At 60.4% G+C, this 26,945-nt stretch carries 28 protein-coding genes; 11 read left to right on the plus strand and 17 right to left on the minus strand.

Annotated elements, in window-relative coordinates:
• Window positions 1-22: 22 nt before the first annotated feature.
• From ACZ1HH_RS03110 to ACZ1HH_RS03120, 3 genes are all read right to left on the minus strand, one after another.
• The gene (locus ACZ1HH_RS03110; protein ID WP_472637288.1) at window positions 23-943 is read right to left on the minus strand and encodes a manganese-dependent inorganic pyrophosphatase; all 921 of its coding nucleotides are present in this window, start codon (window positions 941-943) and stop codon (window positions 23-25) included.
• Window positions 944-1,078: 135 nt separating this feature from the next.
• Complete coding sequence (locus tag ACZ1HH_RS03115) at window positions 1,079-2,140, minus strand: TraB/GumN family protein (RefSeq protein ID WP_472637289.1); 1,062 nt, start codon at window positions 2,138-2,140, stop codon at window positions 1,079-1,081.
• Complete coding sequence (locus ACZ1HH_RS03120) at window positions 2,137-3,216, minus strand: TraB/GumN family protein (RefSeq protein WP_487320373.1); 1,080 nt, start codon at window positions 3,214-3,216, stop codon at window positions 2,137-2,139. Before ACZ1HH_RS03120 ends, ACZ1HH_RS03115 begins: the two co-directional genes overlap by 4 nt.
• Window positions 3,217-3,285: 69 nt before the next feature.
• On the opposite strand from ACZ1HH_RS03120, the gene ACZ1HH_RS03125 reads away from it, so the two are divergent.
• The 7 genes from ACZ1HH_RS03125 to ACZ1HH_RS03155 all read left to right on the plus strand — a co-directional run bounded on the left by ACZ1HH_RS03125 (window position 3,286) and on the right by ACZ1HH_RS03155 (window position 10,124).
• On the plus strand, window positions 3,286-3,975 hold the full coding sequence (locus ACZ1HH_RS03125) for a DUF2161 domain-containing phosphodiesterase (RefSeq protein WP_472637290.1): 690 nt from the start codon (window positions 3,286-3,288) through the stop codon (window positions 3,973-3,975).
• A 274-nt stretch (window positions 3,976-4,249) separates the two neighbouring features.
• The gene (locus ACZ1HH_RS03130) at window positions 4,250-4,537 is read left to right on the plus strand and encodes a co-chaperone GroES (protein ID WP_011537943.1); all 288 of its coding nucleotides are present in this window, start codon (window positions 4,250-4,252) and stop codon (window positions 4,535-4,537) included.
• A gap of 60 nt (window positions 4,538-4,597) precedes the next feature.
• A complete protein-coding gene (gene groL, locus ACZ1HH_RS03135; protein WP_005616555.1) occupies window positions 4,598-6,241 on the plus strand; it encodes a chaperonin GroEL in 1,644 nt (547 codons plus the stop codon).
• A gap of 588 nt (window positions 6,242-6,829) precedes the next feature.
• Window positions 6,830-7,084, plus strand: coding sequence for a hypothetical protein (locus ACZ1HH_RS03140; RefSeq protein ID WP_472637291.1), 255 nt, complete (start codon window positions 6,830-6,832; stop codon window positions 7,082-7,084).
• A 169-nt stretch (window positions 7,085-7,253) separates the two neighbouring features.
• Entirely contained in the window at window positions 7,254-8,147 is an 894-nt protein-coding gene (locus tag ACZ1HH_RS03145; protein WP_472637292.1) for a DMT family transporter, read from the plus strand.
• A gap of 9 nt (window positions 8,148-8,156) precedes the next feature.
• Window positions 8,157-8,963 (plus strand): esterase/lipase family protein, encoded by an 807-nt coding sequence (locus ACZ1HH_RS03150; protein ID WP_472637293.1) that lies wholly within the window; start codon window positions 8,157-8,159, stop codon window positions 8,961-8,963.
• Between the two features lie 3 nt (window positions 8,964-8,966).
• Window positions 8,967-10,124 carry an alpha-D-ribose 1-methylphosphonate 5-triphosphate diphosphatase gene (locus ACZ1HH_RS03155; RefSeq protein ID WP_487320374.1) on the plus strand — a complete coding sequence of 386 codons (1,158 nt, stop codon included), beginning with the start codon at window positions 8,967-8,969 and terminating at the stop codon, window positions 10,122-10,124.
• Window positions 10,125-10,324: 200 nt separating this feature from the next.
• On the opposite strand, the gene ACZ1HH_RS03160 is transcribed toward ACZ1HH_RS03155, so the two are convergent.
• Window positions 10,325-11,422, minus strand: a complete 1,098-nt coding sequence (locus ACZ1HH_RS03160) for a 5-(carboxyamino)imidazole ribonucleotide synthase (protein ID WP_011537949.1) — start codon at window positions 11,420-11,422, stop codon at window positions 10,325-10,327.
• Complete coding sequence (gene purE / locus ACZ1HH_RS03165; RefSeq protein WP_011537950.1) at window positions 11,415-11,903, minus strand: 5-(carboxyamino)imidazole ribonucleotide mutase; 489 nt, start codon at window positions 11,901-11,903, stop codon at window positions 11,415-11,417. Before purE ends, ACZ1HH_RS03160 begins: the two co-directional genes overlap by 8 nt.
• Before the next feature lie 249 nt (window positions 11,904-12,152).
• On the opposite strand from purE, the gene ACZ1HH_RS03170 reads away from it, so the two are divergent.
• Together ACZ1HH_RS03170 and ACZ1HH_RS03175 are read left to right on the plus strand one after the other, a co-directional pair.
• Entirely contained in the window at window positions 12,153-13,043 is an 891-nt protein-coding gene (locus ACZ1HH_RS03170; protein ID WP_011537951.1) for a PhzF family phenazine biosynthesis protein, read from the plus strand.
• 197 nt (window positions 13,044-13,240) lie between these two features.
• The gene (locus ACZ1HH_RS03175) at window positions 13,241-13,579 is read left to right on the plus strand and encodes a GFA family protein (protein ID WP_487320440.1); all 339 of its coding nucleotides are present in this window, start codon (window positions 13,241-13,243) and stop codon (window positions 13,577-13,579) included.
• Here ACZ1HH_RS03175 and ACZ1HH_RS03180 read toward each other — a convergent pair.
• From ACZ1HH_RS03180 to ACZ1HH_RS03195, 4 genes are all read right to left on the minus strand, one after another.
• Window positions 13,561-14,091: a DUF6653 family protein gene (locus ACZ1HH_RS03180; RefSeq protein ID WP_472635850.1), complete on the minus strand. Its 531-nt coding sequence runs from the start codon at window positions 14,089-14,091 to the stop codon at window positions 13,561-13,563. The genes ACZ1HH_RS03175 and ACZ1HH_RS03180 overlap by 19 nt on opposite strands.
• Window positions 14,092-14,194: 103 nt before the next feature.
• On the minus strand, window positions 14,195-15,679 hold the full coding sequence (locus ACZ1HH_RS03185) for an inorganic phosphate transporter (protein ID WP_472635851.1): 1,485 nt from the start codon (window positions 15,677-15,679) through the stop codon (window positions 14,195-14,197).
• A 249-nt stretch (window positions 15,680-15,928) separates the two neighbouring features.
• Complete coding sequence (locus ACZ1HH_RS03190; RefSeq protein ID WP_011537955.1) at window positions 15,929-16,153, minus strand: DUF1150 family protein; 225 nt, start codon at window positions 16,151-16,153, stop codon at window positions 15,929-15,931.
• Between the two features lie 3 nt (window positions 16,154-16,156).
• Entirely contained in the window at window positions 16,157-16,570 is a 414-nt protein-coding gene (locus tag ACZ1HH_RS03195; RefSeq protein ID WP_005616528.1) for an Hsp20 family protein, read from the minus strand.
• A 195-nt stretch (window positions 16,571-16,765) separates the two neighbouring features.
• On the opposite strand from ACZ1HH_RS03195, the gene ACZ1HH_RS03200 reads away from it, so the two are divergent.
• Window positions 16,766-16,990 (plus strand): YdcH family protein, encoded by a 225-nt coding sequence (locus tag ACZ1HH_RS03200; RefSeq protein WP_011537956.1) that lies wholly within the window; start codon window positions 16,766-16,768, stop codon window positions 16,988-16,990.
• 157 nt (window positions 16,991-17,147) lie between these two features.
• Here ACZ1HH_RS03200 and ACZ1HH_RS03205 read toward each other — a convergent pair whose 3' ends face one another.
• From ACZ1HH_RS03205 to trxB, 3 genes are all read right to left on the minus strand, one after another.
• Window positions 17,148-18,866, minus strand: a complete 1,719-nt coding sequence (locus ACZ1HH_RS03205) for a bifunctional sulfate adenylyltransferase/adenylylsulfate kinase (protein WP_011537957.1) — start codon at window positions 18,864-18,866, stop codon at window positions 17,148-17,150.
• Between the two features lie 213 nt (window positions 18,867-19,079).
• Entirely contained in the window at window positions 19,080-20,771 is a 1,692-nt protein-coding gene (locus ACZ1HH_RS03210; RefSeq protein ID WP_044027023.1) for an adenylate/guanylate cyclase domain-containing protein, read from the minus strand.
• 254 nt (window positions 20,772-21,025) lie between these two features.
• The gene (gene trxB, locus ACZ1HH_RS03215) at window positions 21,026-21,967 is read right to left on the minus strand and encodes a thioredoxin-disulfide reductase (protein WP_472635852.1); all 942 of its coding nucleotides are present in this window, start codon (window positions 21,965-21,967) and stop codon (window positions 21,026-21,028) included.
• Between the two features lie 244 nt (window positions 21,968-22,211).
• Here trxB and ACZ1HH_RS03220 point away from each other — a divergent pair, with 244 nt between their 5' ends.
• Window positions 22,212-22,712 carry an Lrp/AsnC family transcriptional regulator gene (locus tag ACZ1HH_RS03220; protein ID WP_011537960.1) on the plus strand — a complete coding sequence of 167 codons (501 nt, stop codon included), beginning with the start codon at window positions 22,212-22,214 and terminating at the stop codon, window positions 22,710-22,712.
• Window positions 22,713-22,742: 30 nt separating this feature from the next.
• Here ACZ1HH_RS03220 and ACZ1HH_RS03225 read toward each other — a convergent pair whose 3' ends face one another.
• The 5 genes from ACZ1HH_RS03225 to lgt form a co-directional block, all read right to left on the minus strand.
• Entirely contained in the window at window positions 22,743-23,510 is a 768-nt protein-coding gene (locus tag ACZ1HH_RS03225; protein WP_472635853.1) for a Hint domain-containing protein, read from the minus strand.
• 247 nt (window positions 23,511-23,757) lie between these two features.
• On the minus strand, window positions 23,758-23,913 hold the full coding sequence (locus ACZ1HH_RS03230) for a hypothetical protein (protein ID WP_168610629.1): 156 nt from the start codon (window positions 23,911-23,913) through the stop codon (window positions 23,758-23,760).
• Window positions 23,914-24,193: 280 nt separating this feature from the next.
• A complete protein-coding gene (gene pgeF / locus ACZ1HH_RS03235; protein WP_472635854.1) occupies window positions 24,194-24,961 on the minus strand; it encodes a peptidoglycan editing factor PgeF in 768 nt (255 codons plus the stop codon).
• On the minus strand, window positions 24,958-26,031 hold the full coding sequence (locus ACZ1HH_RS03240) for a class I SAM-dependent methyltransferase (RefSeq protein WP_487320375.1): 1,074 nt from the start codon (window positions 26,029-26,031) through the stop codon (window positions 24,958-24,960). Before ACZ1HH_RS03240 ends, pgeF begins: the two co-directional genes overlap by 4 nt.
• Window positions 26,028-26,936, minus strand: a complete 909-nt coding sequence (lgt, locus tag ACZ1HH_RS03245; protein WP_416368027.1) for a prolipoprotein diacylglyceryl transferase — start codon at window positions 26,934-26,936, stop codon at window positions 26,028-26,030. Before lgt ends, ACZ1HH_RS03240 begins: the two co-directional genes overlap by 4 nt.
• Window positions 26,937-26,945 lie beyond the last annotated feature (9 nt).

Consider the following 26,945-nt stretch of genomic DNA (forward strand, 5'->3'; position numbering starts at 1 on the left):
ATCAGGGCCGGGGCCCGAGAGGTCAGACCTTGAGGTTCGGGATGATCTGCTTCTTGCGCGACATCACGCCGGGCAGAACAACGAGATCGCCGTCGACCGAGGCGCCAAAGCTCTTTTCGGCGACGGTTTTGACCAGATCATTGGGGACCAGCAGCGTGGCTTCTTCCTTGAGGATGTCGACCACGAAGAGGAGCACCTGATCGACGCCGTCTTCGGTCTGGACGGTGTTGAAGGTCTCCATCAGGCTGTCCTTGCGACCCAGCGGGATCTCGGGTGCGGTGGTTTCCAGAACGGAGACACGGAACTTGGTGCCGTCGACTTCGTATTCTTTGGAGTCCATGCGGATCAGCTCGGCATCGGAGAAAGCCGACACGTCCGATTTCGCCGCAAACATTTCGGCTGCATAATCGGTGATGTTGAGGCCGAGATCGGCGGCAAGCTTTTCAGCGACGGCACGATCGTGGTCGGTTGTCGTCGGAGAGCGGAACTCCAGCGTGTCCGACAGGATGCAGGTCAGGGCTGCGCCCTTGATGTTTTCCGGCATGCGCGCGGCATCTTCACCCATCAGATCGTACATGATGGTGGCGGTGCAGGCGAGCGGACGCACGGTGATGTCGATCGGGCCTTTGGTCTCGAGGCCGCCTACCAGCTTGTGGTGGTCGATGATCGCGCGGATATCGGCAGAGTTGATCGAGGCGGGAAGCTCGGCGGGGTTGTTGGTGTCCACGATTACAACTGGCGCATCGGCTTCGACGTCTGCGATGATGGCGGGCTGCTCGAAACCCCAGCGCTTCAGCATGAAGGCGGCTTCGGTATTGGGTTCGCCCAAGAGCGCGGGGGTCGCGGCTTCGCCCTTCACTTCGTTCAGATACCAAGCCCAGACAATTGCGGAGCCGGTGGAGTCGGTGTCGGGAGATTTATGGCCAAAAACTTGAATAGTCATACTTACGATCCTGTCTGACGGGGTCTGTTGCCGCGCCTTATAACAGGGACGCTAGCTTTGTCACCCCGCGTCAAGCGGGCTGCTGGGTTCAGCTCTGTGCATAGCTCTTGGCGGTTGGGGCGCAATAAGGCGCCCCTAGCGGTCGTCTACGGGCGAAAGCGCATAACCCGCGCGGTGCAACAGGTTCAATACTCCGGTGTCTCCGGCCAGATGCGCAGCCCCCACGGCCACAACCAGATGTGGCTCCTTGCGTGCCAGCAGTCGCTTGACCCAGGTGCGGTTGCGGCGTTCCAGAACGACCCTGTCAAAGCTCGCTAGCAGTCGATGGACCTCCTGGCGGGGGACATCAAGGTCTCTGTACATCATCCACAGCAGCAAGATGCGTCCTTCGGTCAGGCGGCCCTCAAAGAAAGAGTCCGACAAGGTGACGTATAGATCCTGATGCCGTGTCTCGCTGCGCAGATCAAACCGCAACATCTTGACCTGATCGGAGAGCGGCATGGAGGCAAGGGCGGCCAGTCCGGCCTCGGGCGATTCCAGGCCAAACGTCGGGATGCCGGCGGTTCGGGCGACGTGCTCGATGCGGTCGTCCAACCCCCGCCGGCTGCCAAGGCCGCGCTTGCGGCAATCGGTGCCGGTGAGGAAATCCGACAGATACCAGGGCTGCATGCGCGCGGTCGCGTCGGAACTTATGCCAAATGGGGCAAGGCGCGCCATCAGCAGTCGCCACTCCGCTTCAGGGATCATCTGGTCCAGCCTTTGTCCCGGCGGCAGCAGGAAGTAGGGCGCAAAGCTGTCCTGCGCCGTGTCGGCGGCTCGCATCTGCGGTTCGGTGACTTCAAGGAATATTGCATCTGCCTGCTCGATCACCGGGCGTAGCCTGCGCATGATGGGGAGCATGCGGGCATCACCGCTGTGTTGCGTGCCAATCACATTGATGCGCTGATCGCCTTTTATCGCAACCCAATGATTGCCGACCGCGAAGGGGACCTTGGCGAGCGCGTCGTCGAGTTTGTGGCGCGCGCTCTCGGTCAGATGTTGGCGAAGATCAATGCCATCACAGCGTGCTGCAGCCGCTTGGGTCAGCGACGCCATCAGCACTGCGGCGATGAGCACCGTGAAAGCCCGCGCGCGCAACTCCAGCAGCGCCTTCCCGCACCGTTCGATCAGTGCGGCGCGTCCCCTTAAATACTTCACCGGAGCGCCTCTTCAATTTGATAACCCTCTGCTTCGAGAAGGGCCAGCACCCCGGCCTCTCCGGGGAGATGCGCCGCGCCCACCGCGATCACCAGTCGGTTGCCCGCGGTGGCTTCTATGACCGGGATCCAATCACGGTTGCGCTGGTAGAGCAGAGCCTCCAGCAGGTCATCCACCTGCGCCTGACGCTCTGCTACCGAGAGGTCGCTTTCTGATGTGAGAAATTGCTTCAACTGCAAAAGGACGTAGGCCTGAACCTCCCCGTCAAAATAGCTTTCCACCATCGTGTAGAAATCATCCGCGCCCACGCCTGCCATGGCGATGTAGCTTCGCAGTTCCTTGATCTGCTCTTCGATTGGCGTGGCGTCAAACAACTGGAACAAGCCCAGAGGATCTTCGAGCGATAGGGTTTCGACGCCGGCGCGCTCTGCCAGGGTCATCAATTTCATGTCGAGCCCATCAGTGACATCCTCAATTGCGCGCGCACAGAGTGGCACAGACATTGACAATGACAGAAACCAGGGTCGCATCTTGGCCGCCATGAAAGGCGGGATTCCGGCAGCGCCGGCGCGCTCTGCGATCTCGTCCCACTCCTCTGGGGGCAGGCGGTCGATCAAGGTCGGCCCCTCGGTGATAAAGATGAGCGATGGCGTCTCAGCCAGGGTGCGCTCGAGTCTGGCCTTGTCTGCACGATTGACCTCGAGCAAGACCGCATCGGCCGCCTGAATTGCAGGCGCCATATGCGCAACCAGCGCATCGTGGCGCGGATCGTTCAGATGCATGGTGCCAATGATATGTAGGCGACGATCGCCGCGGGTTGCGACCCAGCTGAGCCCGCGCGCAAACGGGGTGAGGGCAATCTCCGCCTCGATCTCTGCCCACATACCTGGCGCGGCGCTCTCCCGCAGGTCTAGGCCGCTGCAGGCGGCCCGAAGAGGCGTGGCCATCCAGACTGCGACCAAGCAGAAACAGATCAACGAGAGAAACGGCCGCAGCGTGGCAGGGACAGCACCAGAGTGGCCAAGCGCATGCCGTCTGTCACCGGAGCGTTGCGCGCGGGAAAGCAATCTGTTCATGGTATTCCGCATAAAAATCAGTCTCGGACACATTGCCATTGAGACCGAGCCGGGGCAAGCATGGCCGGGATGGAACGTGAACAGGATCTCTACGCCCCGGTCAAAGCGCTGCTGGAGGCTCAAGGTTACGCGGTAAAAGGCGAGATCGGGGCCGCAGATGTCGTCGCCCTGCGCGGCGAGGAGCCGCCCGTCATTGTGGAACTCAAGCTTCGTTTTTCGCTGGCCCTGTTTCATCAGGCGATCGAACGGCTGAAAGTCTCGGATACAGTCTATGTTGCAGTGGCGCGTCCAATTGGGAAAACCGCACGTCGGGCCTTGAAGGACAATCTCGCACTGTGTCGCCGCCTCGGGCTTGGGCTGATTACGGTGCGCGCCGATGGGCGCACCGAGGTCCATTGCGATCCGGGCCCCTATGCCCCGCGCAAATCACCCTCGAAAAGCGCCCGCCTCTTGCGCGAGTTTTCGCGCATCAAAGGCGATCCCAATGCCGGGGGGGCAACCCGTGGTGGCCTGATGACCGGCTACCGTCAGGACGCGCTCTCCTGTGTCAGCTACCTGCACGAGCATGGTCCGGCCCGCGGCGCCGACATCGCCAAGGCCAAAGGCGTCAGTCGCGCCACGCATGTGCTGTATACCAACCACTACGGCTGGTTCGAACGCGTGACGAAGGGCGTCTACGGCCTTACCGACAAAGGGCGCGTAGAGCCGCTTGACTGGTTCGCCTCCGCAGCTGTTTCCGCAACGCCTCGACCTAAGTGAGAGGGCCACATGAGAGGGCGTTGACCGCCTTCTTCTAACTTGAAATATCCCGGGGAGCGCGAGGGGCAGCGCCCCTCGCAGCCATAGCCGGCTTTGAGGCTCGGGCATTTGCAAGAAACCTCAAATTTTCTGACAGCCCCGTGTTGACTCACGTTTTCGCTATGCCTAACTATCCCGCAGTTAGCACTCGACTGAGGTGAGTGCTAACGTCTCCGCGGCCCATGATGGGCGTGGGGAAAGGAAAACACTTTGAGCCTTTTGAGGAGCTGCAAAGATGGCATTGAAACCGCTTCATGACCGTGTGCTGGTTCGCCGTACCGAAAGCGAAGAAAAAACCGCAGGTGGTCTGATCATTCCCGACAGCGCCAAGGAAAAACCGTCCGAGGGCGTTGTTGTCGCGTGTGGCGAAGGCGCGCGCAAGGACAGCGGCGAGCTGATCGCGATGGCCGTGAAAGAGGGTGACAACATCCTGTTCGGCAAATGGTCCGGCACCGAAGTCACCGTCGACGGCGAAGAGCTGCTGATGATGAAAGAGAGCGACATCATGGGTGTGATCGTCTGAGCCTCGCTCCGACACATCCCACATCGCGTAACAAGACAGTATTCTCAAGGAGACTGAATAATGGCTGCTAAGGACGTCAAATTCGACACCGATGCCCGCAACCGTATGCTGAAGGGTGTCAACACCCTCGCAGACGCCGTTAAAGTGACCCTCGGCCCCAAAGGCCGCAACGTGGTTCTCGAAAAATCCTTCGGCGCACCGCGTATCACCAAAGACGGTGTGTCTGTTGCCAAGGAAATCGAACTGGAAGACAAGTTCGAGAACATGGGCGCACAGATGGTGAAGGAAGTTGCTTCCCGCACCAACGACGAAGCCGGTGACGGCACCACCACCGCGACCGTTCTGGCTCAGTCCATCGTTCGCGAAGGTCTGAAGCAGGTTGCAGCGGGCCTGAACCCGATGGACCTCAAGCGTGGCATCGATCTGGCAACCGACAAAGTTGTCGAAGCGATCAAAGCCATGGCGCGCGAAGTCAAAGACTCCGACGAAGTTGCTCAGGTCGGCACCATCTCCGCGAACGGCGAAGCTGAAATCGGCCGCCAGATCGCGGACGCGATGCAGAAAGTCGGCAACGACGGCGTCATCACCGTTGAAGAAAACAAAGGTCTGGAAACCGAGACCGATGTTGTCGAAGGCATGCAGTTCGACCGCGGCTACCTGTCGCCCTACTTCGTGACCAACGCCGACAAGATGACCGCAGAGCTCGAAGACTGCCTCATCCTGCTGCACGAGAAGAAACTCTCCTCCCTGCAGCCGATGGTTCCGCTCCTTGAGCAGGTGATCCAGTCGCAAAAGCCGCTCCTCATCATCGCTGAGGACGTCGAAGGCGAAGCGCTGGCAACTCTGGTTGTGAACAAACTGCGCGGCGGCCTGAAAATCGCAGCCGTGAAGGCACCTGGCTTCGGCGATCGCCGCAAGGCCATGCTGCAGGACATCGCGATCCTGACCGGCGGTCAAGTGATCTCCGAAGACCTCGGCATGAAGCTCGAGTCCGTGACCATGGACATGCTTGGCACCGCCAAGAAAATCCAGATCACCAAAGACGAGACCACCATCGTTGACGGTGCGGGCGAGAAAGCAGAGATCGAAGCACGCGTTGCTCAGATCCGCGCCCAGATCGAAGAAACCACTTCCGACTACGACCGTGAGAAGCTGCAAGAGCGCGTTGCCAAACTGGCAGGCGGTGTTGCCGTGATCCGCGTCGGCGGCATGACCGAAGTCGAAGTGAAAGAGCGCAAAGACCGTGTGGACGATGCTCTGAACGCAACCCGCGCAGCTGTGCAGGAAGGCGTGATCGTCGGTGGTGGTGTTGCTCTGGTTCAGGCTGGCAAGTCCCTCGAAGGTCTCACCGGTGTGAACGCAGACCAGAACGCAGGTATCGCCATCGTGCGTCGTGCGCTCGAAGCACCGCTGCGTCAGATCGCTGAGAACGCAGGCGTCGACGGCGCCGTGGTTGCAGGCAAGATCCGTGAGTCCGAAGACAAGAACTTCGGCTTCAACGCTCAGACCGAAGAATATGGCGACATGTTCTCCTTTGGTGTGATCGATCCGGCCAAAGTGACCCGCACCGCGCTGGAAGACGCAGCCTCCATCGCAGGTCTGCTGATCACAACCGAAGCCATGGTTGCAGACAAGCCCGCCAAAGAAGGCGCGGCACCTGCAGGTGGCATGCCCGACATGGGCGGCATGGGCGGCATGATGTAAGTCACGCCATCCAGTCTTGGATGATGACCCTTCGGGGTCGAAAGGGTCGCCTTCTGGCGGCCCTTTTTTGCTGCCTGACCTCTGTTTGGTGTTTTTTTGGGGGGGGGGCGGAGTGCAGCATCCCCCCCAAAAAAAAGAGGGGGCGCGGTCGTGTTTCAAATGTCACAGCGCATTGTGTCAGGACAATTTCGCGCTTCTGGAAATTTGTAACCCTGTGTTACGACACGCTCCGTGTTCAACCCCAAACTGACGGAGGCACTATGATGAATATTGTAATCAAGCTGCGCTCCGGCGTTGTATGGACCGATCAAGGCCGCGGGAGCCGTGCTTATGGCAGCCCGCAAACGGGCCATATGGCAGGCACCTGCTGGTCGTGACCTGATCCACCTGGCTCTGGTTTGAGCTGAACACTTTTTCACCCTTTGACTGATTTCTGACCCCTTGTCGCAGTTTCGGCTGCGGTTGGTCATGTGTCTTACATGGCCCGCACATGTGCTGGCCAAGGGGACTCGTTTTTTTCCGCGGGTCAGGAGACGTCATTTCAACAGATAACATATCAAAGGAGCCCCGATTGTGGGGAATACCGAAATGTCAGATCATCCTGCCCTGCCACATATGGCACCCAACCCAATGCTCGCGCGTCTCGTCGTGGAGGACCACTTTCGTGGGCTGAGCTTGATGCGGCGGCTGGCGCTTGCCGTAAGACTGGTCCTGATCGCACGGCCCGCGCGCGCGGGCGTCATCGACACGCCGCTAAGCGCGCATTTGCGTGCTGATGTCGGCCTGCCCGCGAGAACGGATCGCGTCGAGCCGCCTGAGTGGTATCCGCCACCGCTCTATTGACCGCATCTTGCCCCGGAGCCGGCAAACGCCTCCGCTCCGGGGCAAGATCTCTTAATTGGGGCCCAAACCACAGGATTGTGTCCCGCCATTGCTTGACAAGCCGCGCGATGGTGGGCTGGGTGCCCCGGGGCATTGGAGCCACGAGACATCGTAGGGACGGACCTTGGATATGCGGCTGATCGCCCTGACCACTCTTGTGATGATCGCCTTTGCGGCGAACTCAATTCTGGGACGCTGGGCCATTGGGCCGGGTCACATGGATGCGACTGGATTTGGCCTGCTGCGGCTGGCATCGGGGGCAGCGACGCTCTGGGCCTTGTGTGCCCTACAGGGGCGACGCCCGCGTGAATCCTGGCGCCGGTCGCTGGCAGGGGGCGCCTCGCTCACCCTCTATATGGTCGGCTTTTCAATGGCCTACGTTGCGCTGGATGCTGGCTTGGGGGCGCTGATCCTGTTTGGCGTCGTGCAGATCTCGATGTTCGGATGGAGTCTGCTGTCCCGTCAGCCGGTGTCGATGCTGCAGATTGCAGGGGCGTCCATCGCTCTCGCGGGGCTTGCCTATGTGGTGTGGCCCGACGCAGAGATTGAAGCGCCACTCTGGGCCGTGCTCCTGATGGGGGCAGGGGGGCTCGGCTGGGGGATCTACAGCCTGGTTGGCCGTGCGGCGCAGGTGCCGCTGGCGGCCAGTGCAGTGAACTTCTTGTTGGCCACGGGCCTGATCCTGCCCTTTGTCTGGCTCGCGGGGGGCGGCACGGTGATCTCGGTGTTTGGCTGCGTTCTGGCCGTCGTGTCCGGCGCTGTCACCTCGGGACTGGGCTATGCGCTCTGGTATCGCGTCCTGCCGCAGCTGTCCGCCGCGGTTGCGGCCACAGTGCAATTGAGCGTTCCGGTTATTGCGATTCTTTTCGGGGCGCTGATCCTTGGTGAACCTGTCGGAGCGCGTTTGATGCTTGGTACATTCGTTGTGCTTGGAGGGATCGGCTTGGTGATCCTTTGCCCCCGCCCGCAACCGAGGCCTCGCAAAGGCGCGCAGGGGCTTTCGGGATCCCCGCCGAACGCCTAAGTACAACCTATGATCCGCTACATTCTTGCCGCAGTCCTGTTGTCCTTCGCCTTTGAGGCGGGTGCGCAGGAGGGAGCCTCCAGCCCCGCGTCGCCTGAGGCACCGGTGACGCAACCGACAAAGGGCTGCGTTATCCTGCTGCATGGCTTGGCCCGCACTGAGACCTCCTTTCTGCTGATGGAGGAAGCACTGGTCGCGCGGGATTACGAAGTTGTGCGCCCGGGGTATCCGTCGACCGAACATACGGTGGAGCGTCTGGCGGATGCGGTGCTGCCGCGCGCCTTTGATGCCTGCACCCAGACACCGGTGCATCTGGTGACCCATTCCATGGGCGGCATTCTAGTGCGCTATTGGCTCTCGCACACCCGTCCCGTGACGCTTGGTCGGGTGGTAATGCTGGCGCCGCCAAACCAGGGCAGCGAGCTTGTAGATGAGATGGGCGATTGGGCCGTCTTTGACCTGCTGCATGGGCCTGCGGGGCAGGAACTTGGGACCGGGCCGAACAGCCTCCCCAAACGCCTTCCAGCGGTTGACTATCCGGTTGGAATTGTCGCGGGCAGCCAGTCTCTGAACCCTGTCTTCTCGGCGCTTTTGCCCGGACCGGACGATGGCAAGGTCTCTGTCGCGAGCACCGCTGTCGAGGGGATGAAAACCCAGATCATCCTTCCAGTCACCCATACCTATCTGATGAACAACCCACGCGTCATCGCGCAAGTTGTGCAGTTTCTTGAGACCGAACGTTTTGAGCCTTCGCTTGGCTGGCTTGATGGGGTATTGGGCCGCGACTGGGACGGCGGTCTGAACGGGGTAGACTGAGCTATGAGTGAAGATGGATACGTCACACTGCGTCTGGTGGGAGCAGATGTGCTGCGCGCAGATGGGCTGGAGCGCAGCGGGGAGCTGACCCTCGCCGACGGACTTCTGCAAGACGCATCAGGCGCCAGAGAGGTGGATCTCAACGGCTATCGCCTCCTTCCGGGGATTGTGGACCTGCACGGAGACGGGTTTGAACGCCACGTCGCCCCCCGCCGAGGCGCCATGAAGCAAATGGGCGAAGGGATCCGCGCCACTGAGGCAGAACTCGCCGCCAATGGCATCACGACCGGAGTGCTGGCGCAATTCCTGTCATGGGAAGGCGGACTGCGTGGGGCCGAGTTTGCACATCAGGTCTTTGAGGGCATCCGCGAGGTGCGCAGCCAATTGGTTACGGATCTGATCCCTCAGCTTCGATTCGAGATCCACCTGCTTGACCTCTATGACACGCTTCCTGCGCAAATTGCTGATTGGGAGGTGCCCTATGTGGTGTTCAACGATCACCTCCCACACGACAGGCTCGCGCAGGGGAAAAAGCCGCCGCGGTTGACGGGGCAGGCGCTCAAGGCTGGGCGAAATCCTGAAAAGCACTTTGAGATGCTGCTTGAGATGCACGCCCGCAGAGACGAGGTTGGCCCCGCATTGGACAGGCTGTGCAATCTTCTACGCCAAAATGGCATCTGCTTTGGCAGTCATGATGATCATAGCGCGCAGGATCGGGAAATCTGGCGCGCGCGTGGCGCGCATATCTCGGAGTTTCCGGAAACCGCTGAGGCCGCAGAGGCCGCCCGGAGTGCGGGAGATCACATCATTCTCGGTTCCCCGAATGTGGTGCGCGGTGGCAGCCATAAGGGTAATGCCTCGGCGGTGGAACTGATCTCGATGGGACTCTGTGATGCGCTGGCTTCGGATTATCACTATCCCAGCCCGCGCCGTGCGGCGCTTATGCTGGCCAAAACCGGCCTGCTGCCTTTGGAACAGGCCTGGGCGCTGGTCTCATCCGGCCCGGCAAAGATCCTTGGTCTTCACGATCGTGGAGTCCTGACGGATGGGAAACGCGCAGATCTGGTGATCCTTGACGAAAACAATCAGGTGGCGGCGACGCTTTCGGGCGGGCGCGTAAGCTACATGAGCGGGGCTATTGCTGCGCGCTTCTTGAGCTGAGTTGCGCTGCATCTGCACGTCGGGGCGGTAGCGCATTCACTTTTATTGCCTGCGGCGAGCAGAGCCAGGTTCTGCGTCAGGCCTTGGCATCAGGTCTGAGGAGACGTCTTCGTGGTGCGGTCCTCTGGCTCCTCCAGTTCGCTCTTCCGGCCGCGGGGGCAGGAGACAAACCAGCGGAGTCGCCAGAGGATGGTGGCGTGTCAGTAGCCCTCGCGCCCTTCGGTGTGGATGACGCGGTTTACGTGGCCCATCTTGCGGCCAGGCTTTGTTTCGGCCTTGCCATAGAGATGAATGGCGCAATCGGGATCGCGTGCAAGATCGGCGATACGTCCCACGTCCTCGCCAATCAGGTTTTCCATCACAACATCGGCGTAACGGGCGCCATTGCCGATGGTCCAGCCTGTGATGGCCCGGATGTGCTGTTCGAACTGGTCGATGGTGCAGCCTTCCTGCGTCCAGTGACCCGAGTTGTGCACGCGCGGGGCGATTTCATTGACCACTAGGCCATGCGCGGTGACAAAGATCTCGACCGCCAGAACACCAACGTAATCGAGGGCGTTCAGGATCTTACCGGCCATCAGCACCGCATCCATGCTCTGACCCGTCGTGAGGTTTGCGGGCACGGTGGTGGTGCTGAGGATGCCTTCGAGATGCACGTTCTCGCCCGGATCATAGCAGGCGACTTTGCCATTGAGGCTGCGGGCTGCGATGACCGAGACCTCGTGGCTGAAGGGGACAAACCCTTCGAGCACCGCGGGCGCGCCCTGCATGGCGGCCAAGGCCTCCGGAGCTTCTTCGGGATGCATGATGCGCATCTGACCCTTGCCATCATAGCCAAACCGCCGCGTTTTCAGGATCGAAGGCGTGCCGACCTTTTCCAATGCAACTTCAAGGCTGGCGGCATCATCCACCTCTGCAAAGGGCGCTGTTGCCAGCCCAAGCTCTTGCAGAAAGGTCTTTTCCGTCAGGCGGTCCTGCGACACCCGAAGCGCCTCGCGACCGGGGCGGATCGGTTTCAGATCCTCGAGAATGTCGAGCGCCGAGGTGGGGATATTTTCAAACTCATAGGTGATCACATCCACGGTTTGTGCAAAGGCGCGCAAGGCCGCCTCATCCTCATAGGCAGCGGTTGTGACCCGATCCGCAACATGGCCCGCAGGCGGATTCGCGGCCGGCTCGTAGATGTGGGTGGTGAAGCCAAGGCGGGAGGCTGCAACCGACAGCATCCGGCCAAGCTGACCACCGCCCAGAATGCCGATTACGGCACCAGGTTCGAGGATTTGGTCGAGATCAGTCATCGGTAGGCTCCTCGGGAATGGATGCGGCAAGCGCGTCGCGCCAGGCGTCAAGACGTTCTGCCAGCGCGGCGTCGCTGGTGGCGAGAATGCCGGCGGCCATCAGACCTGCGTTGGCAGCGCCTGCGGCACCAATCGCCATGGTGGCAACTGGAAATCCTTTGGGCATCTGCACGATCGAATAAAGGCTGTCGACACCGGACAAGGCGCGGGTCTGGACGGGCACGCCAACCACGGGCACACGGGTCTTTGACGCCATCATGCCGGGCAAATGCGCCGCGCCGCCCGCGCCTGCGATGATCACATGCAGGCCGCGCTCTGCTGCGGTCTTGCCATAGTCCCACAACCGGTCCGGCGTGCGGTGAGCCGAAACGATCCGCGTTTCATAGGCAACGCCCAGTTCGTCAAGGATGTTGGCTGCTTCCTTCATCGTGGGCCAGTCGGACTGGCTCCCCATGATGATCCCTACTTTGATGTCGGCCATATCTCGCCTCTACAGTGGAAGGAGCGCGCACCTTAGCGAAAATGACCAAAATAGCAATGCGTTGCGGGGGGATTTGCTGCAGTTGCAAAACTCTCTGATCTTGGCACAGGACGGAGCATGCCGAACGACGCTTTGGGCGCCTGCCAGAGCTCTTTGGGACATCGAATTGTATCAGCACAGCGCGCGCGGCTTGAGCTTGATACGGATCAATGGTTGCCTGCAGCCCATCATCTTCTGAGGGCGCGACTGATGCAGGATTTCCAGTTTGATTGGGTGGACGCTTTTACGGATCGTCCCTTTGGCGGCAATGGTTGTGCAGTGGTCCATGGGGGCGCGCATCTGCCCGAGGCGGTGGCGTGCGCTTATGTGCGCGAAACCTCGCTGGTAGAATGCACCTTCACCGGCCCGTCTGAGGTCGCGGACATCAAGGTGCGCTATTTCCTCGCCAGCCGAGAGATCCCCTTTGCCGGTCACCCAACCATCGCGACGGTCGCCGCCATGCGGGATCGCGGGCTGATCTCGGGCCAGCGCATCACGCTCGAGACAGGTGCGGGCATCGTTCCAGTCGATCTCGAAGACGATCTCATCGTAATGCAGCAGGTCGCGCCCCAGTTCGGCGTGACCCCGGATCGAGCACTTGTTGCTGCAGCGATCAGCCTGCCGGAAACAGCAATCCTCGGTCAGCCGCAGCTCGTGTCTACGGGGCTGCCGTTTTGTATTACCGTGCTGAAAGATCTCGACAGTCTGCGTGCTGCGCGCCTCGACGCGGTCGCGATGGAGCCACTTGGGCGCGCCCTTGGTGCCGATGGCAGCGATGTAATGGAGCCTTTCCTCGTGACGCTTGATGGGTTCACCCCAACAGGCGATACGTTTTCGCGACTGCTCATGCTGCCGCCAAGCCCGCCGGAGGATCCGTTTACGGGCTCTGCAACGGGCGCTATGGCGGCTTATCTTTGGCATCATGGCTTGATGGACAAAGCCGTGTTTGTAGCAGAGCAGGGACACCTGATGGATCGCCCGGGCGAAGCTCATGTCGCCCTCGTCGGGGACCGGTCAGCCCCGAAGGGCATTCGCGTCGGGGGGCGCGGTTTTGTTTTGATGCGTGGAGAGGTCGGCTTGCCAACGAGTTTACAGACCTGACCCCGCGCAGTTTTCAGAGCCCCCAGGCGCCGCGCAGGCCGCTGGGCTTCGGGCGTCTTTACAGCTAGTGCTGGGCTCATGTTCATGATATGTTCCTATCCATTGCCGATCTGACCGGCCGATATTGGGAGCAAGAAATGATTGAAGGAAGCTGCTGTTGCGGGAATGTGCAATTCGCGCTGAGCGCGCCCCCCTCCATGATGGGGACATGCCATTGCACGCGCTGTCGAAAGCTGGGGGCAAACGTCATGGTGTTTATTCGCCGCGACACTCTGACCTGGCGGCGAGGGCGTGAGAATGTCGCGGTATATCAGCCCGAGGCCCCCTATAAATACCCGCGCTGTTTCTGCAAAACCTGCGGCACCTCTCTCGGAGAGATCCTGTCAACAGAAGAGAGCTTTCCGATTTCGGCTCAGGTCCTTGATGGTGACCTCGAGATACGCAACCGCTTTCACGAGTTTGTTGCGGAGAAACCGTCCTGGTACGAAATCTGCGACAGCGCGGAGCAGTTTGAGGGTCACCCCGTGACGTCTTGATCCGCGTCGTCATGGGCGAGAGAGCCTGAGTGCTGAACATCCGCGAGGACCCAGACCATGCGATCAAGCATCCACAGTTTGCCAAGGCTCGCGATACAAAGCCCGGTCAGCGTAAGACCGGGCCACAACAGGATAAGTCCCACAAGATAGGCCAGCGCCCCGGCCGCACTCAGAAGCGTGATCTGCCGCACGACGGCAAGGTGATGGCTGAGGTCTGGCGCGGTCTTGTGGCGCAGCCAGATCTGCTCTCCCTGAACACCGCGTGACATCCAGTTGTCCGTGCGCTTCGGTCGGGGAAAGATGCGCGGATTGAGCCAGGTCCAGATTAGAACAAGCACAACAGGGACAAGGGCGCCCCAGCCAAGCCATACGCGGCTCCAGACTGCGAGGGCAAACAGGGGCAGGATTGTCAGCCGTGTCCAGCCACTCCATGGGTTTGCATGGCGCGCCCAGATTTCGGGGGTCATGCCCATCATCGCTTCGGTGCGCTCGAATGTGTCTTTGGTGGCCATGCGTATATGCTCCTGTTGAATGCGATCATAGGAAGCCTGACCTGAAAAGAAAACGACCCGCCAGTGGGGCGGGCCGCATCAAAATCGATGGGGAAGGGGAGCCTTATCCCACCATCCGGTTGATCAGCACGAACAACACCCCAGAGAGCGTCGCGGCAGCGGGGACGGTGATGACCCAGGCCGCGATGATGGTCAGGAAATGTGAACGTCGCACCAGTTTGCGGCGGCGGCGCTCTTCGGGGCCAACGTTGGGCGCATCTGCCTTGACGGCCTTAGTCTTGCGCATGCGGCGCTCTGTGTCCCATTCGCGGAAGAATCCAACGCCAAAGACGCCGCCAATCGCGATATGTGTGGAGCTCACCGGAAGGCCGAGCCAGCTTGCCACGATCACCGTGATGGCCGCAGACAGCGCCACGCAATATGCCCGCATCGGGTTCAGTTTGGTGATCTGGCTGCCCACCATGCGGATCAGTTTGGGGCCAAACAGGAAAAGACCAAAGGAAATCCCGAAGGCCCCGATAATCATCACCCAGAAAGGGATTGAGACTGCATGGGTGAAATCCCCAGAGGTCGACGCCTGCACGATTGCCGCAAGCGGTCCAACCGCGTTTGCCACATCGTTTGCACCATGCGCAAAGCTCAGCAGGGCCGCCGAGACAATAAGCGGGATCGAGAAGAGCACCTTCAGCGATTTGTTTCTGTTCTCCAATCCCTTAGACTGTTTGCGGATCACGGGGATCATGAGCATCCAGACCAGAAGCGCAACCACAAGACCAATCATCAGTGAATGCGAGAGGTCAATTTTGATGAGCTTTTTCAGGCCTTTGACCGCGAGGTAGGAGGCGAATGCTCCCGCCATGATGCCCACCAGAATGGGGACCCAGGTGCGCGCTGCAGCAATCTTGTCTTCGCGGTAGATGATGCGCGACTTGATGAGCCACAGGAACCCGGCCGCGATCAGTCCACCCAAGAGCGGCGAGATCACCCAGCTGGCGGCGATTGCGCTCATTTTACTCCAGTTCACGGCGGCAAAACCGGCGGCCGCGATCCCGGCGCCCATGACGCCCCCTACAACCGCATGCGTGGTGGAAACAGGTGCACCGATCCAGGTTGCAAGGTTGACCCAGAGTGCCGAGGCCAGAAGGGCGGCAAGCATAGCGGCGATGAACATCGAAGAGGTCGCCATGGTATCGGGCGAGATGATCCCTTTGGCGATGGTCGAAACCACATCTCCGCCCGCAATCAGGGCGCCCGCGCTCTCAAAGATGGCCGCAACCACGATGGCAAAGCCCATCGACATGGCGTTTGCCCCAACCGCAGGACCCATGTTGTTGGCCACATCATTGGCCCCAATATTGAGCGCCATATAGGCGCCAAAGGCGGCGGCGATCACGATGATAAACGTGTTGTCGGCACTGCCGAGCATCAATCCGGTCGCTGCAGCGACGATCAGGATGAACATGAAGGCGAGACCAAGTCCGACATTCGACCGCCCCACATAGGCTGTCGCCTGTTCCAGCGAGGACAGGCGATCAAGGTCGCGGTCTAGGGTTTCAAGGTGACGCGGCTCTAGATCGTTTTGGGACACCCGTCCTCTCCATTCGTTTTTGCGCGCCGCGTCTGTAACGGTTTTGTGACACCCGGGCAACGTATATGCCGCCTTGCCCTGAAGGAGTTCCTGTTGAGCCGCAGGCGTTGGAACCGCTGCCGCGGCAGTCGGGTCGGGGGATGTCTGGACGGAACCCATTGGCATCGCACAGAATAAAGCCCCCGCACCGTTTTCGGGGGCGGGGGCTGATGCGGCCAGCGAGGGGCTGCGAAAAAAATGCGTGATAGATCAGTGCACGGCAACCGGCGCGTAGTCATGCTGGCGCGCCAGCACGAAGGCCATCTTGCGATCGGCGACAAGCGCGAGCTGCTCGCCGGCCTCATCGTGAACAGCATAGAGCTGGGTGCGACCGGGTACGGAGGCCTGCACATCCTTGGGCAGATCGGCGACTGCAACAGTCTTGACGTAGACGGTGCGACCGCCAGCCTGAGCCATTTCTACAGGTGTCTGCATGATTTACCCCTTTTTGATATTGATGGTTTGCACAACGGTTTCGGGACGTGAGCGCGTGAGATCCACATGAAGCAGTCCGTTCTCCATCACGGCTTCCCCGACTTCGACGCCATCCGCGAGAACGAACATGCGCTGAAACTGGCGTGCGGCGATCCCACGATGCAGGAAGATGCGCCCGTCCGAGTCGTCACGCTGTCGGCCACGAATCACCAGCTGCCTGTCCTCGACCGTGATCGCTAGATCCTCTTCCGCGAATCCGGCCACAGCGAGGGTGATGCGGTAGGAATGGTCAGATGTCTGTTCGATATTGTAGGGAGGATAGCCCTCATTGCCAGATTTGGCAGAGCGCTCCAGCAGGCGTTCCAGTTGCTCGAAGCCCAGCATGTGAGGGTATGAGCCCAAGGTAAGTTTCGACACTGTATCTTCGTCCTTAATTCGAAAGCGACGGTTTCTTGCGGTCCCAATCTGGCAACCGCTGTGCTATAAGATATGGGATGTTTTTGCCGTTTCACAAGTCCCGGGTTCACCTTTGTGCCGACAGTCGCCCCTAGCGCTGCGGTCCAAGGGAGCATAATATGGCGAATGTTTCACTGTCCTTAACAAGAGTCGCAAATGAACAAGCGGTCTGATCTGGCCATGGCCAACGAAGATGTCCTCCGTGTCGAGTTGGAGGTGTTTCGCAGAGAGCATCGCGACCTCGATGAAGCGATTGAGGCTCTGGAGGAAAAAGGCACTGCGGATGCGCTGACGATCCGGCGTCTGAAAAAGCAGAAACTGGTGCTCAAGGACAAGATCGCGCTGATCGAGGATCGGCTGCTTCCCGACATCATCGCCTGAGGGCGCGACATCCCGGTGATACCGGCCAGTCGCTCGGCGGTTGGCGGCGGTGCTGATTATACTTGGGAGCCCCGAACTCGACGTCACAGCCCGCATGTTCAGAGACAAAAAAACGGCCCGCGCAAGACGGGCCGTTGTTCTTTTCTGAATACAAGGATCAGTTGCCGTTGATGAGACCCATGCTCTCAAGCTTCAGCAGCACCTGATGGGCGCAGTTGTCGACTTCGACATTCTCGGTCTCAACGCGAAGTTCAGGGTTCTGCGGCACGTCGTAGGGATCGGAAATCCCGGTGAATTCCTTGATCTTGCCTTCACGTGCGAGCTTGTAGAGCCCCTTGCGGTCACGGCGTTCGCATTCTTCGATCGTGGTTGCGACGTGAACCTCAACGAAGGCGCCGAACTGTTCGATCTCTTCGCGCACGTGACGACGGGTGGCTGCATAAGGCGCGATCGGCGCACAGATGGCGATACCGCCGTTCTTGGTGATCTCGGAGGCGACATAGCCGATGCGCTTGATGTTGAGATCGCGGTGCTCTTTGGAGAAGCCCAGCTCGGAGCTGAGGTTCTTGCGCACGATGTCCCCATCCAGAAGCGTGACCGGACGGCCACCCATTTCCATCAGCTTGACCATCAAGGCGTTTGCAATGGTGGATTTGCCCGAGCCGGAGAACCCGGTGAAGAAGACGGTAAAGCCCTGCTGCGCGCGCGGCGGCTTGGTTTTGCGCAGCTCGGCCACAACCTCGGGGAAGGAGAACCACTCGGGGATTTCCAGACCTTCGGCCAGACGGCGGCGCAATTCGGTGCCGGAGATGTTGAGGATGGTGACGTCATCCTTGTCGGCAATTTCGTCGGCGGGCTCGTACTGGGCCCGCTCCTGCACATAGACCATGTGCTTGAAGTCGACCATTTCGATGCCGATTTCTTCCTGATGGGCGCGGAACAGGTCCTGCGCGTCATAGGGGCCATAGAAATCTTCACCGGCAGAGTTCTTGCCCGGGCCTGCGTGATCGCGGCCCACGATGAAATGTGTGCAGCCGTGGTTCTTGCGGATGATACCATGCCAGACGGCCTCACGCGGGCCAGCCATGCGCATCGCAAGGTTCAAGAGCGACATGGAGGTGGTGGCCGCCGGGTATTTGTCCAGCACCGCCTCGTAGCAGCGCACGCGGGTGAAGTGGTCCACATCGCCTGGTTTGGTCATGCCGACAACAGGATGGATGAGCAGGTTGGCCTGTGCTTCACGCGCGGCGCGGAAGGTCAGCTCCTGGTGGGCGCGGTGCAACGGGTTACGAGTCTGGAAGGCCACAACCTTGCGCCAGCCGAGCTTGCGGAAATAGGCGCGCAGCTCGTTGGGAGTATCGCGACGGGCGCGGAAGTCATAGTGGACGGGTTGCTGGATGCCGGTCACCGGTCCGCCGAGGTAGATTTTGCCTGCAGTGTTGTGCAGGTAATTCACCGCCGGATGCGCCTCGTCATCAGCACCAAAGACCTTTTCAGCCTCGCGGGACTTGTTGGGCTCCCAACGGTCGGTGACGGTCATGGTCGCCAGGATCACGCCTTCCTGATCGCGCAGGGCAATATCCTGACCGATCTCGATGGAGGCGGCAAAATCTTCGGTGACATCAAGGGTGATCGGCATCGGCCAAAGTTGGCCATCCGCAAGGCGCATGTTTTCCACGACGCCGTTGTAGTCCTCTTCGGAGAGGAAGCCCTTGAGCGGGTTGAACCCGCCGTTCATCAACAGTTCCAGGTCGCAGATCTGGCGCGGGGTGAGGTCGTGGCTGGTCAGATCCGCCGCTTCGACCTTGAGTTTCTGCGCGGAATCATATGACACATACAGCTCCGGGATCGGAGCCAAATTACTCGACATTGGCATAATAAATCTCTCTCGTCTTGCGTCGCTCGGGCGATGGCAGCGCTGTGTCGGGCAATACTCCCTCGGGCAAAGGAATGTCTAGGACCGCCAAAGAAAAAGGACGCTGTGTGCCTAATGTGACGTGTTTCAATCACGGGTCATGCAAACGGGCCCGGTTTTGGAACAGAATTCACCGTTGCGCGCTCAGGGTTGGATGGTTCATTCGCGCCGATGTTACCGAAGGGCGTTCTCCGAGGGAGTGTCTGCCAACAAGTCACTCAGCCTTGATGCATGCTCAAGGGGCAGGGCCGCAACGGGGGCATCCACGCCACGCAGCTCGAAGGTTTGAAACCGTGTCTCAGCTTGGGGCAGGGTGGCGGTGTCGAAGACTGCGCGCGAAATGAGGATTTCGACGCCGAGTTCCTTGGTCTTGGCCTCAAGGCGGCTTGCGGCATTTACAGTGGCACCAATGAGCGTACGGGGCGCATGCCCGGCTGCACCGATTTCACCCAGAACGACGGTTCCGGTGTGAACCCCCATGCCGATGCGCAATGGCTGTTCTCCTTCGGCGACCAGCAGGCGATTGAACCGCTCCAGCGCGGAACCAATGTCGGCTGCCGCTGTCAGCGCGGCCTGTGCCGAACTGGTGGCATCCGAGGTTTCAAACAGAGCGAGCAACCCATCCCCCATATATTTGTCGACGGCCCCGCCAGCGCGTGTGATTTGCGGGACAATGGCGTCAAAAAACCGGTTGAGCAGGAACACAACATCATAGGGCAAGAGCCCCTCGGACCGCGCGGTAAAACCACGAATGTCGAGAAACAGCACCGCGATGGTTTTTTCTTCGCCTTGGGTTGCGTGAACCTGATGACGGCCCTTTGCCATATAGAGACGCTTGACCGTCAAAGCCGAGGTGGGTGTGATCTGGCATGCCAGACGCATGTTCTCGGGCGCGTTGATGGCGCGCAAACTGCGGGCCTCAGCCGCTGTCGGTGGGGGGAGATCGTCGCCCCCCGCCAGAATTGCCACGCGGCAGGTCGTGCAGCGCCCTTTGCCGCCACAAAGCGAAGGGTGCGCAATGCCATTCATTTGCGAGATTTCCAGCACGGTCAGCCCGCGGTCGGCCGTCACCTCGGGACCACGCTCGTAGGTGATGCGCACCGATCGACGACGCCGAATGAGACGCCTCACCCCATAGGTGCCCAGGGCGAGCACGAGACAGCCAAAAAAGATCGAGATGCTATAGTCGGAGACCATCGCCAGATGGGCAAAACCCGCGGCATCCGGCCAGTTGTAATCCTCGATGATCTGTTGCGCGACCTCAGGGTTTGAAAAGAACGCCCACATGCGGCGCCCTTCAGTCACCAAACCGGCTAGGGCCAGCGCGGGGATCAAGACCGCAAGCCCGATCATATAGGGTGTCAGGGTCCCCCACCATCTTGTCAGGCGCAGCCACATGTGAAGGCCGACGCAGCCATGTATCCATACCGCCAGCAGCAGGAGATACTGGTGCAGCGCTTCCGGCCCTGACCATAGCATCACCACGACCGAGGACATTTCGTCCTCATAGCCTTGCACGCGGGCGGCATAGTTTGTGTGCGCAATATGTTGAAACAATTGCAGCGGGATCAGTACCCCAAGAAGCAATTGCAATCCCTGCACAAAGCTCATCCGCAGTGTGCGCCGCATCGCCACCTGCCAGAGTGCTAGACCGGCATGCACCAAAAGCGACCCGTACAGAAGCACCTGACCGGGGGGGCTTTTGCTGAAAGGTTCGCGCACCTCCTGCATCGCCTCCATCAGCGCGGGCGAGACCAGACCGGCGGCAACATTCAGAAAGTGAAAGAATGCAAAAGTAAAAAGCACAAGGCCGGAGACCAGCCGGCTGCGGTGGATCCAGTTGCCTTGCCAGAGTGCTTGGGCCAAGAGCGAGCTGTCCTTCTTGCATTGGAGGGGCGGCGCGCATGTCGCCTCTGTGACACCTTGCGGGAACATGCCGCCCGCCGACAAGCCCTTCTCATGATGCCGGTGGTCGTGACCCTAGAATGGTGCTGCGCAGGGCGCGCTGTCCGCCTGGCTGCATATTAGTTCGCAAGCTGAAAAACGAACCATGGGAATGACCATGGAAAAGGCGCGCGAAGCGGTCAGTCTTCGCGCGCCTTCCAAGACAAGGTTGATCCTCACTCTTGCTCGGCGAGGAAACGCTCTGCGTCGAGGGCGGCCATGCAGCCCATGCCCGCCGAGGTGACGGCTTGGCGGTATTTATGGTCTGTCAGGTCGCCCGCCGCAAAAATACCGGGGATCGACGTTTCTGTCGTGCCGGGTTTCACTTTGACATAGCCACCGTTGTGGGTTTCCAGCACGTCTTTGACCAGTTCGGTGGCAGGCGCGTGGCCAATGGCGACAAAGACGCCCTTGGCGGGAATCTCTGTGATCTCGCCTGTCTTGGTGTGTTTGACGCGCACGGCTTCGACGCCCAAGGGCGCATCGGTGCCGACCACCTCATCGAGTTCGTGAAACCACAGCGGCTCGATCTTCTCGTTTTTCATCAGCCGGTCGATCAGGATTTTTTCGGCGCGCAGCTCGTCGCGGCGATGGATCAGAGTGACCTTGGAGGCAAAATTAGTCAGGAACAGGGCTTCTTCGACTGCGGTGTTGCCGCCGCCGATCACCACGATCTCCTGACCGCGATAGAAGAACCCGTCGCAGGTGGCGCAGGCTGAGACGCCAAAGCCCTTGAACTTTTCTTCCGAGGGCAGGCCAAGCCATTTGGCCCGCGCGCCTGTGGCGAGGATCACTGCATCCGACGTATAGGTGGTGCCGCTGTCGCCCTTGGCCACGAAAGGACGGCTCGAGGTGTCAAGCGAGGTGATGATGTCACCGATGATCTCGGTCCCCATCGCGCGGGCGTGGCTTTCCATATTCACCATGAGATCAGGGCCTTGGATCTCGGTGTGACCGGGCCAGTTCTCCACTTCGGTGGTGGTGGTCAGCTGGCCACCCGGCTCGATGCCCTGCACAAGAATCGGCTCGAGCATCGCACGGCTTGCGTAAACGGCGGCCGTATAGCCGGCCGGGCCGGAGCCGATGATCAGAACCTTGGTGTGGCGCGTGTCGCTCATGGTTTTTCCCCAGGTGTTTTGTGCTTGCGGTCTTGCCGCCGTCGAGGACTGCATATAACTGCGACGCGCGCATGCTTAAAGACCTTCGTTTGCACGTCTATGTGTTTGCTCACGGACCAAGATTGCCTGTTCTGGCGGCATGCATCCGAAGATCGCTACAAGAATGTTGCTAGGTTGTGAAATAATGTTGCGTGATTGCCGGTCTCTGCTATAAGAAACGCAATTCTCAGGAGAAAGCCTACCCATGGTCACCACACGTCTGGACCCGATCGACCGCAAGATTCTGTCGGAGCTACAGGCCGATGGCCGGATGACGAATGTCGAACTGGCCAAGCGCGTCGGAATTTCTGCGCCCCCCTGTCTGCGGCGGGTGCGCGCCTTGGAGGAGGCGGGTTTGATCCGGGGCTACCACGCGGAGGTGAACGACCGCGAGTTGGGCTTTGAGGTGCAGGTCTTTGCGATGGTGGGCCTCGAAAGCCAGGCCGAAGCGGAACTTAGTGCCTTTGAAGAAAAATGCCGCAGCTGGCCCTTGGTTCGGGAATGCCACATGCTGAATGGCGAGGTGGATTTCATCCTGAAGTGCGTGGCGCCTGACCTGTCGACGTTCCAGAGCTTTTTGACCAGCGATCTGCTGACCACGCCCAATGTGGCGAGCGTCAAGACGTCGCTGGTTATCCGGGGTGCCAAGGATGAGCCAGGCGTGCCCTTTGACGTGCTTGAAGAGCGGCTCGCGCGCGAAGCCTGAGCACGGCGGAGCCCGCGCTCAGGACCTCAGTCAGGCTTGCGTGGTGCGCGCGCGATCAAAGGCGAGCGGGCCAAAATCCGAAATCTTGTCGGCATGTGGAAACATGTTCAAGAACAGGGTCTTGATCGGATAGCTCACCAGTCGGAGCGCTTCTGGGCCAGGATGATAGGTCTCAAACTCCAGGCCGCCCACTTTTATCACCGCATGTTTGGCAAGGCAGAGGTGATACATGTCGATCGGCGTTGGGGGCGTTGTCTCGACGATGTTCATGCCATCGATGAATTCCGTGACCGGCGTCAAGAGCGGGCTGTCGCCCTCCGCATGGCGCAGATGCATGGGCGTGCGCAGCAGGCGCGCTGCCGGGCCGGTCACCACGCAGGACATCGGCTTTTCCATCCCAAAACTATCGGCCATGAAACTGGTCATCGACAAGGGACCACCGGTTGCAGCCTGATGGCCAGGCACCATCGTCGTCATGCCTTTCCAGATCAGTGTCTGATAGCTGCCATCGCGGGTGAGTACCTGGTCACCGGGATAAAGATCTTCGATTGCAACCGGGCCATAGTCGGTCTCGACGAGCGAGCCGCGCGTGAATGCCGTGAAGGCTTGTTCAAACAGGGGTAGGGCCGGCGCAATGTGGCGGGTCTCGGTCGGGTTGCCATTGGGCAAGAGACTGGCCACCTCATAGCGGCGCAACTGCGGCTTTGACCCATCCGGAAGGGCTTTCTGGTGCCGCACCAGCGGCTTGGTCTTCGCAAGATTGGCGGCAGCGCGCTCTAATGACTGAGGTATGGTCAAAATCCAGGTCCTCTTTCCCTTTGGCGCAGCCTCCGGCCCCCACCGGCGTCTGCGCGCATACTGTTGTGGCCCGAGCGTCCGCTTGCTCTCAATCCGCGCAGCTTGTGTCCGACGGGCAGAACATCGGGCAAACACGCGTTGAGTGACACGGCCAAGGCAGGCAAGACCGGGCTATGAAGCCTGTGCGTCGATGTCACAGGCATGCCGGTTTCACCGACATCGTTTGTTTCAAGAGAGCGAAGAGCCATCAGGCGGATTTGGCGACCGGAGCCTCTGCGTCAGAGGCGTCGTTGCGTCGGGTAATCATCTCTTTGCGCAGCGTTCCGCGGGTCCAGGGCATTTTGACCTCTTGCGATGAGGAGGCCGAGATGATGGATTTCACGAACCGTGATTGCGCGGGCATTCTTCTTCTCCTGTCCACCTCAAAGGGTGGCCGAATTCTTTCTCTGAAATCGTTTTCCACCAACATTGCGGTCTGAATATGACCGATAGATGGAAAGACAGGACGCGCTGTTTGCTGCGCCAAATGGAGAGGCGACTGTCGCTACGGATTTGATTTTATGCAGAAACGCTGTGCTCGTGACGCTGGGTTAATGGCGCTAAACGCAGTCCAGGCGCCAAATGTGGCGCCCGAATGTATCAATTTGGACAAATCGAATGTGGTCTAAGGCGGGCTTGCCGGTTCAGAGCCGGATGCAGGAGATCAGGCGCCCGTAGTCGGCATCCTTCTCATGAGTCGCCCGTCGATAAGAGAAGAAGCGCGCAGGGTCGCCATAGGTGCAATGGCGCGTCCAGGCACTGTCCTTCACGCCCGCGGCCCGCAGTTTTGCCAGACCAAGGCCCGGCAGATCGAACAGGAACCGGTCGCCTTCACCCTGCGCAAAGAAACGGGCGTTGCCCTCATCTTCTGTCATGAAGGCCTCAAAAAACTCGGGTCCGACCTCGTAGGCGCGTTGCGAGATCGTGGGGCCGATCACCGCAGAGATGTTTTCGCGCGTTGCGCCCAAAGACACCATTGTCGCGATCGTGGCCTCCAGTACCCCATCCAATGTGCCGCGCCAGCCGGCATGGGCCGCGCCGATCACCCCGGCCTTGGGGTCGGCGAACAGGACCGGCTGACAATCCGCAGTCAGCACCGAAAGCACCAGACCCGGTGTGGCCGTGACCAGCGCGTCCGCCTTGGGGCGTGGGGCATTCGGGTCCTTGGGCAGTGCATCAATCACGGCGACATCTGCGGAGTGCACCTGATGCATCCCAAGCAATGCCTCTGTCGGAGCCTCCATCGCTTCGGCGACGCGGGCGCGGTTCAGCATCACTGCTTCGCGCTGGTCCGAAGATCCGACGCCGCAGTTCAGTCCCTGAAAAACGCCAGAGGATGCGCCGCCCTTGCGCGTGAAGAACCCATGCGCCACGGGGAACAGAAGGTCGGATGTGACAGATTCAAGTGTCATTTTTCCAGTCCTGCGGGGGGAGCAAATTTTGCCGGGTACAGACCCAGCACTTTGAACAGGTTTCCCATTTCCTCTGGGTGCGTCAACCGCCGATGTGCCGCGATGATCTGCGCGAGCGGCTCTCCGGCGGCTCCTGACGCCAACGCATTGGCGCGATCTGTGATGCCAAGCCGTTCGAGGAAGACACCCTGCGGGGTGAGGCGCGTGTGGGCGCAGCCAGTGGCGCTGGCGGCGGTGCAGATTGCCTCAAAATCCACATGCGCCGTCAGATCCGCCTGACCTGGTTCTGCAAGCGGATCCGTTGGGGCATGGGCGCGCAGCGCCTGCAAGGTGTCGCCGAGCGAGCGCCAGTCACCATAGTCTACCAGAAGGGCCACGCCACCATGGTCGCCAATGCGCTGGGCAATCGCCTCGGTGACGACAGCGGCCACTTCGCAGTGCTCCACCAGGTCGCCGTCCTGGGTGTCCTCGAGACGATGCGCCAGCGCGGGCTGTGGGGCTGGGGCTCCAAGGCCGAGCGTGAGGCCGCTTGCATCCTCTGCGAGCCCGACGCGGCGTTCGCGCCATTGGTTGCCCTCGCGCTGGAACTGTCGGATCGGCAGCGCGTCAAAGAACTCATTGGCCACCAGAAAGAGGGGCTGTTGCGGCAGATCCTCGACCGAGGGGACCCAACGTGGCGCATAAGGGGCGAGGGCCTGGCGCTGCAAATCGCGCAAGCGTGGCGAGGCTTCGATCAACAGAAGTTCCATTGCTTCGTGAAAACCCGGCACCGCACGGGTGGCTCGCAGCATATCGGCCATTAATGTCCCGCGACCGGGGCCGAGCTCTGCGAGCGTAAAGGGCTGTGGCCTGCCCTGATCAAGCCAGCTCTGAACCAGCACCAAACCCAGAAGTTCGCCAAACATCTGGCTGATCTCCGGGGCGGTGATGAAATCGCCCTCCGCTCCGATTGCCGGGGCTGTGGTATAGTAGCCGTAATCGGGATGGAGCAGACATTCCGACATGTAGTCCGCGACGGTCATGGGACCGTCAAGTTCGATCCGGCGACGCAGGCTTTGCATCAGGCTCATGCGCGCACCTCATCGAGGTCAGTTTTTCTGGCGCGCAAGACGAACCACAGCCCAATCAGGATCATCGGGATCGAGAGCGCCTGTCCCTGCGTGAGACCGAAACCGCCGATGTGCCAGGCAAGACCCAGCGGGTTGCCCTCGGAGATGAACTGCGCATCCGGCTGGCGGAAGAACTCGACGATGAAACGTGCAATACCATAGCCAGCAAGGAACACGCCCAGGATACGGCCGGAGGCTAGAAACGCTTGGCGCCGGTAGACCATCCACAGGATGAGCGCGCCAAGGATCAGCCCTTCCATTGCGGCCTCATAGAGTTGGCTGGGATGGCGGGCGCAGATCTCGCCCAGAGCCTGACCACACTTCTGCGCGGCGCGGCCCGGAAAGGCAACGCCCCACGGCAGATCGGTTGCGCGCCCCCAGAGCTCTGCATTTACGAAATTCGCAAGCCGCCCCAGCAAAAGGCCCGGAGCGACAGCATGGGCGACGAGATCCGCGATCTGCAGCTTGTTGATATTGTGCGCTCGCGCATAAAACCAGGACGCGAGCACAACCCCCAGAAGGCCGCCGTGAAAGGCCATGCCGCCCTCCCAGATCCGCAGGATCTGTGCGGGGTTTTGCAGATAGACCGAGGGTTGATAAAAGAGCACATAGCCGATCCGCCCACCCAAGATCACGCCAAGAATGATCCAGGTCATCAGGTCCTCGACCTGGCGCGGGGTCATCGGCGGGGCCTCATTGGCCCAGAGCGCCGGACGTTTCACCGCCCGCACCGCCAGAAACCATGCGATCAGGATGCCAACGATATAGGCCAGCGCATACCAGCGCAGCGCGAACTCGGTTCCAAAGAGCGTGACGGAGAAAATCTCCGGCGACAGGTTCGGGAATTGGATCATCTCTGCGAGCATGGGGTGTTC

The sequence above is a fragment of the Epibacterium sp. HA2-3 genome (genome assembly GCF_055693725.2).

Excerpts from the sequence above, each read along its gene's own strand:
- ACZ1HH_RS03175 (WP_487320440.1), top strand. The coding sequence starts at position 13,241 with ATGATGGGGACATGCCATTGCACGCGCTGTCGAAAGCTGGGGGCAAAC.
- ACZ1HH_RS03145 (WP_472637292.1), top strand. The coding sequence starts at position 7,254 with ATGCGGCTGATCGCCCTGACCACTCTTGTGATGATCGCCTTTGCGGCG.
- ACZ1HH_RS03180 (WP_472635850.1), bottom strand. The coding sequence starts at position 14,091 with ATGGCCACCAAAGACACATTCGAGCGCACCGAAGCGATGATGGGCATG.
- purE (WP_011537950.1), bottom strand. The coding sequence starts at position 11,903 with ATGGCCGACATCAAAGTAGGGATCATCATGGGGAGCCAGTCCGACTGG.
- ACZ1HH_RS03205 (WP_011537957.1), bottom strand. The coding sequence starts at position 18,866 with ATGCCAATGTCGAGTAATTTGGCTCCGATCCCGGAGCTGTATGTGTCA.
- trxB (WP_472635852.1), bottom strand. The coding sequence starts at position 21,967 with ATGAGCGACACGCGCCACACCAAGGTTCTGATCATCGGCTCCGGCCCG.
- pgeF (WP_472635854.1), bottom strand. The coding sequence starts at position 24,961 with ATGACACTTGAATCTGTCACATCCGACCTTCTGTTCCCCGTGGCGCAT.
- ACZ1HH_RS03110 (WP_472637288.1), bottom strand. The coding sequence starts at position 943 with ATGACTATTCAAGTTTTTGGCCATAAATCTCCCGACACCGACTCCACC.
- ACZ1HH_RS03150 (WP_472637293.1), top strand. The coding sequence starts at position 8,157 with ATGATCCGCTACATTCTTGCCGCAGTCCTGTTGTCCTTCGCCTTTGAG.
- ACZ1HH_RS03170 (WP_011537951.1), top strand. The coding sequence starts at position 12,153 with ATGCAGGATTTCCAGTTTGATTGGGTGGACGCTTTTACGGATCGTCCC.
- ACZ1HH_RS03190 (WP_011537955.1), bottom strand. The coding sequence starts at position 16,153 with ATGCAGACACCTGTAGAAATGGCTCAGGCTGGCGGTCGCACCGTCTAC.
- ACZ1HH_RS03120 (WP_487320373.1), bottom strand. The coding sequence starts at position 3,216 with ATGAACAGATTGCTTTCCCGCGCGCAACGCTCCGGTGACAGACGGCAT.
- ACZ1HH_RS03230 (WP_168610629.1), bottom strand. The coding sequence starts at position 23,913 with ATGCCCGCGCAATCACGGTTCGTGAAATCCATCATCTCGGCCTCCTCA.
- ACZ1HH_RS03130 (WP_011537943.1), top strand. The coding sequence starts at position 4,250 with ATGGCATTGAAACCGCTTCATGACCGTGTGCTGGTTCGCCGTACCGAA.
- lgt (WP_416368027.1), bottom strand. The coding sequence starts at position 26,936 with ATGCTCGCAGAGATGATCCAATTCCCGAACCTGTCGCCGGAGATTTTC.
- ACZ1HH_RS03200 (WP_011537956.1), top strand. The coding sequence starts at position 16,766 with ATGAACAAGCGGTCTGATCTGGCCATGGCCAACGAAGATGTCCTCCGT.
- groL (WP_005616555.1), top strand. The coding sequence starts at position 4,598 with ATGGCTGCTAAGGACGTCAAATTCGACACCGATGCCCGCAACCGTATG.
- ACZ1HH_RS03160 (WP_011537949.1), bottom strand. The coding sequence starts at position 11,422 with ATGACTGATCTCGACCAAATCCTCGAACCTGGTGCCGTAATCGGCATT.
- ACZ1HH_RS03155 (WP_487320374.1), top strand. The coding sequence starts at position 8,967 with ATGAGTGAAGATGGATACGTCACACTGCGTCTGGTGGGAGCAGATGTG.
- ACZ1HH_RS03220 (WP_011537960.1), top strand. The coding sequence starts at position 22,212 with ATGGTCACCACACGTCTGGACCCGATCGACCGCAAGATTCTGTCGGAG.
- ACZ1HH_RS03240 (WP_487320375.1), bottom strand. The coding sequence starts at position 26,031 with ATGAGCCTGATGCAAAGCCTGCGTCGCCGGATCGAACTTGACGGTCCC.
- ACZ1HH_RS03125 (WP_472637290.1), top strand. The coding sequence starts at position 3,286 with ATGGAACGTGAACAGGATCTCTACGCCCCGGTCAAAGCGCTGCTGGAG.
- ACZ1HH_RS03140 (WP_472637291.1), top strand. The coding sequence starts at position 6,830 with ATGTCAGATCATCCTGCCCTGCCACATATGGCACCCAACCCAATGCTC.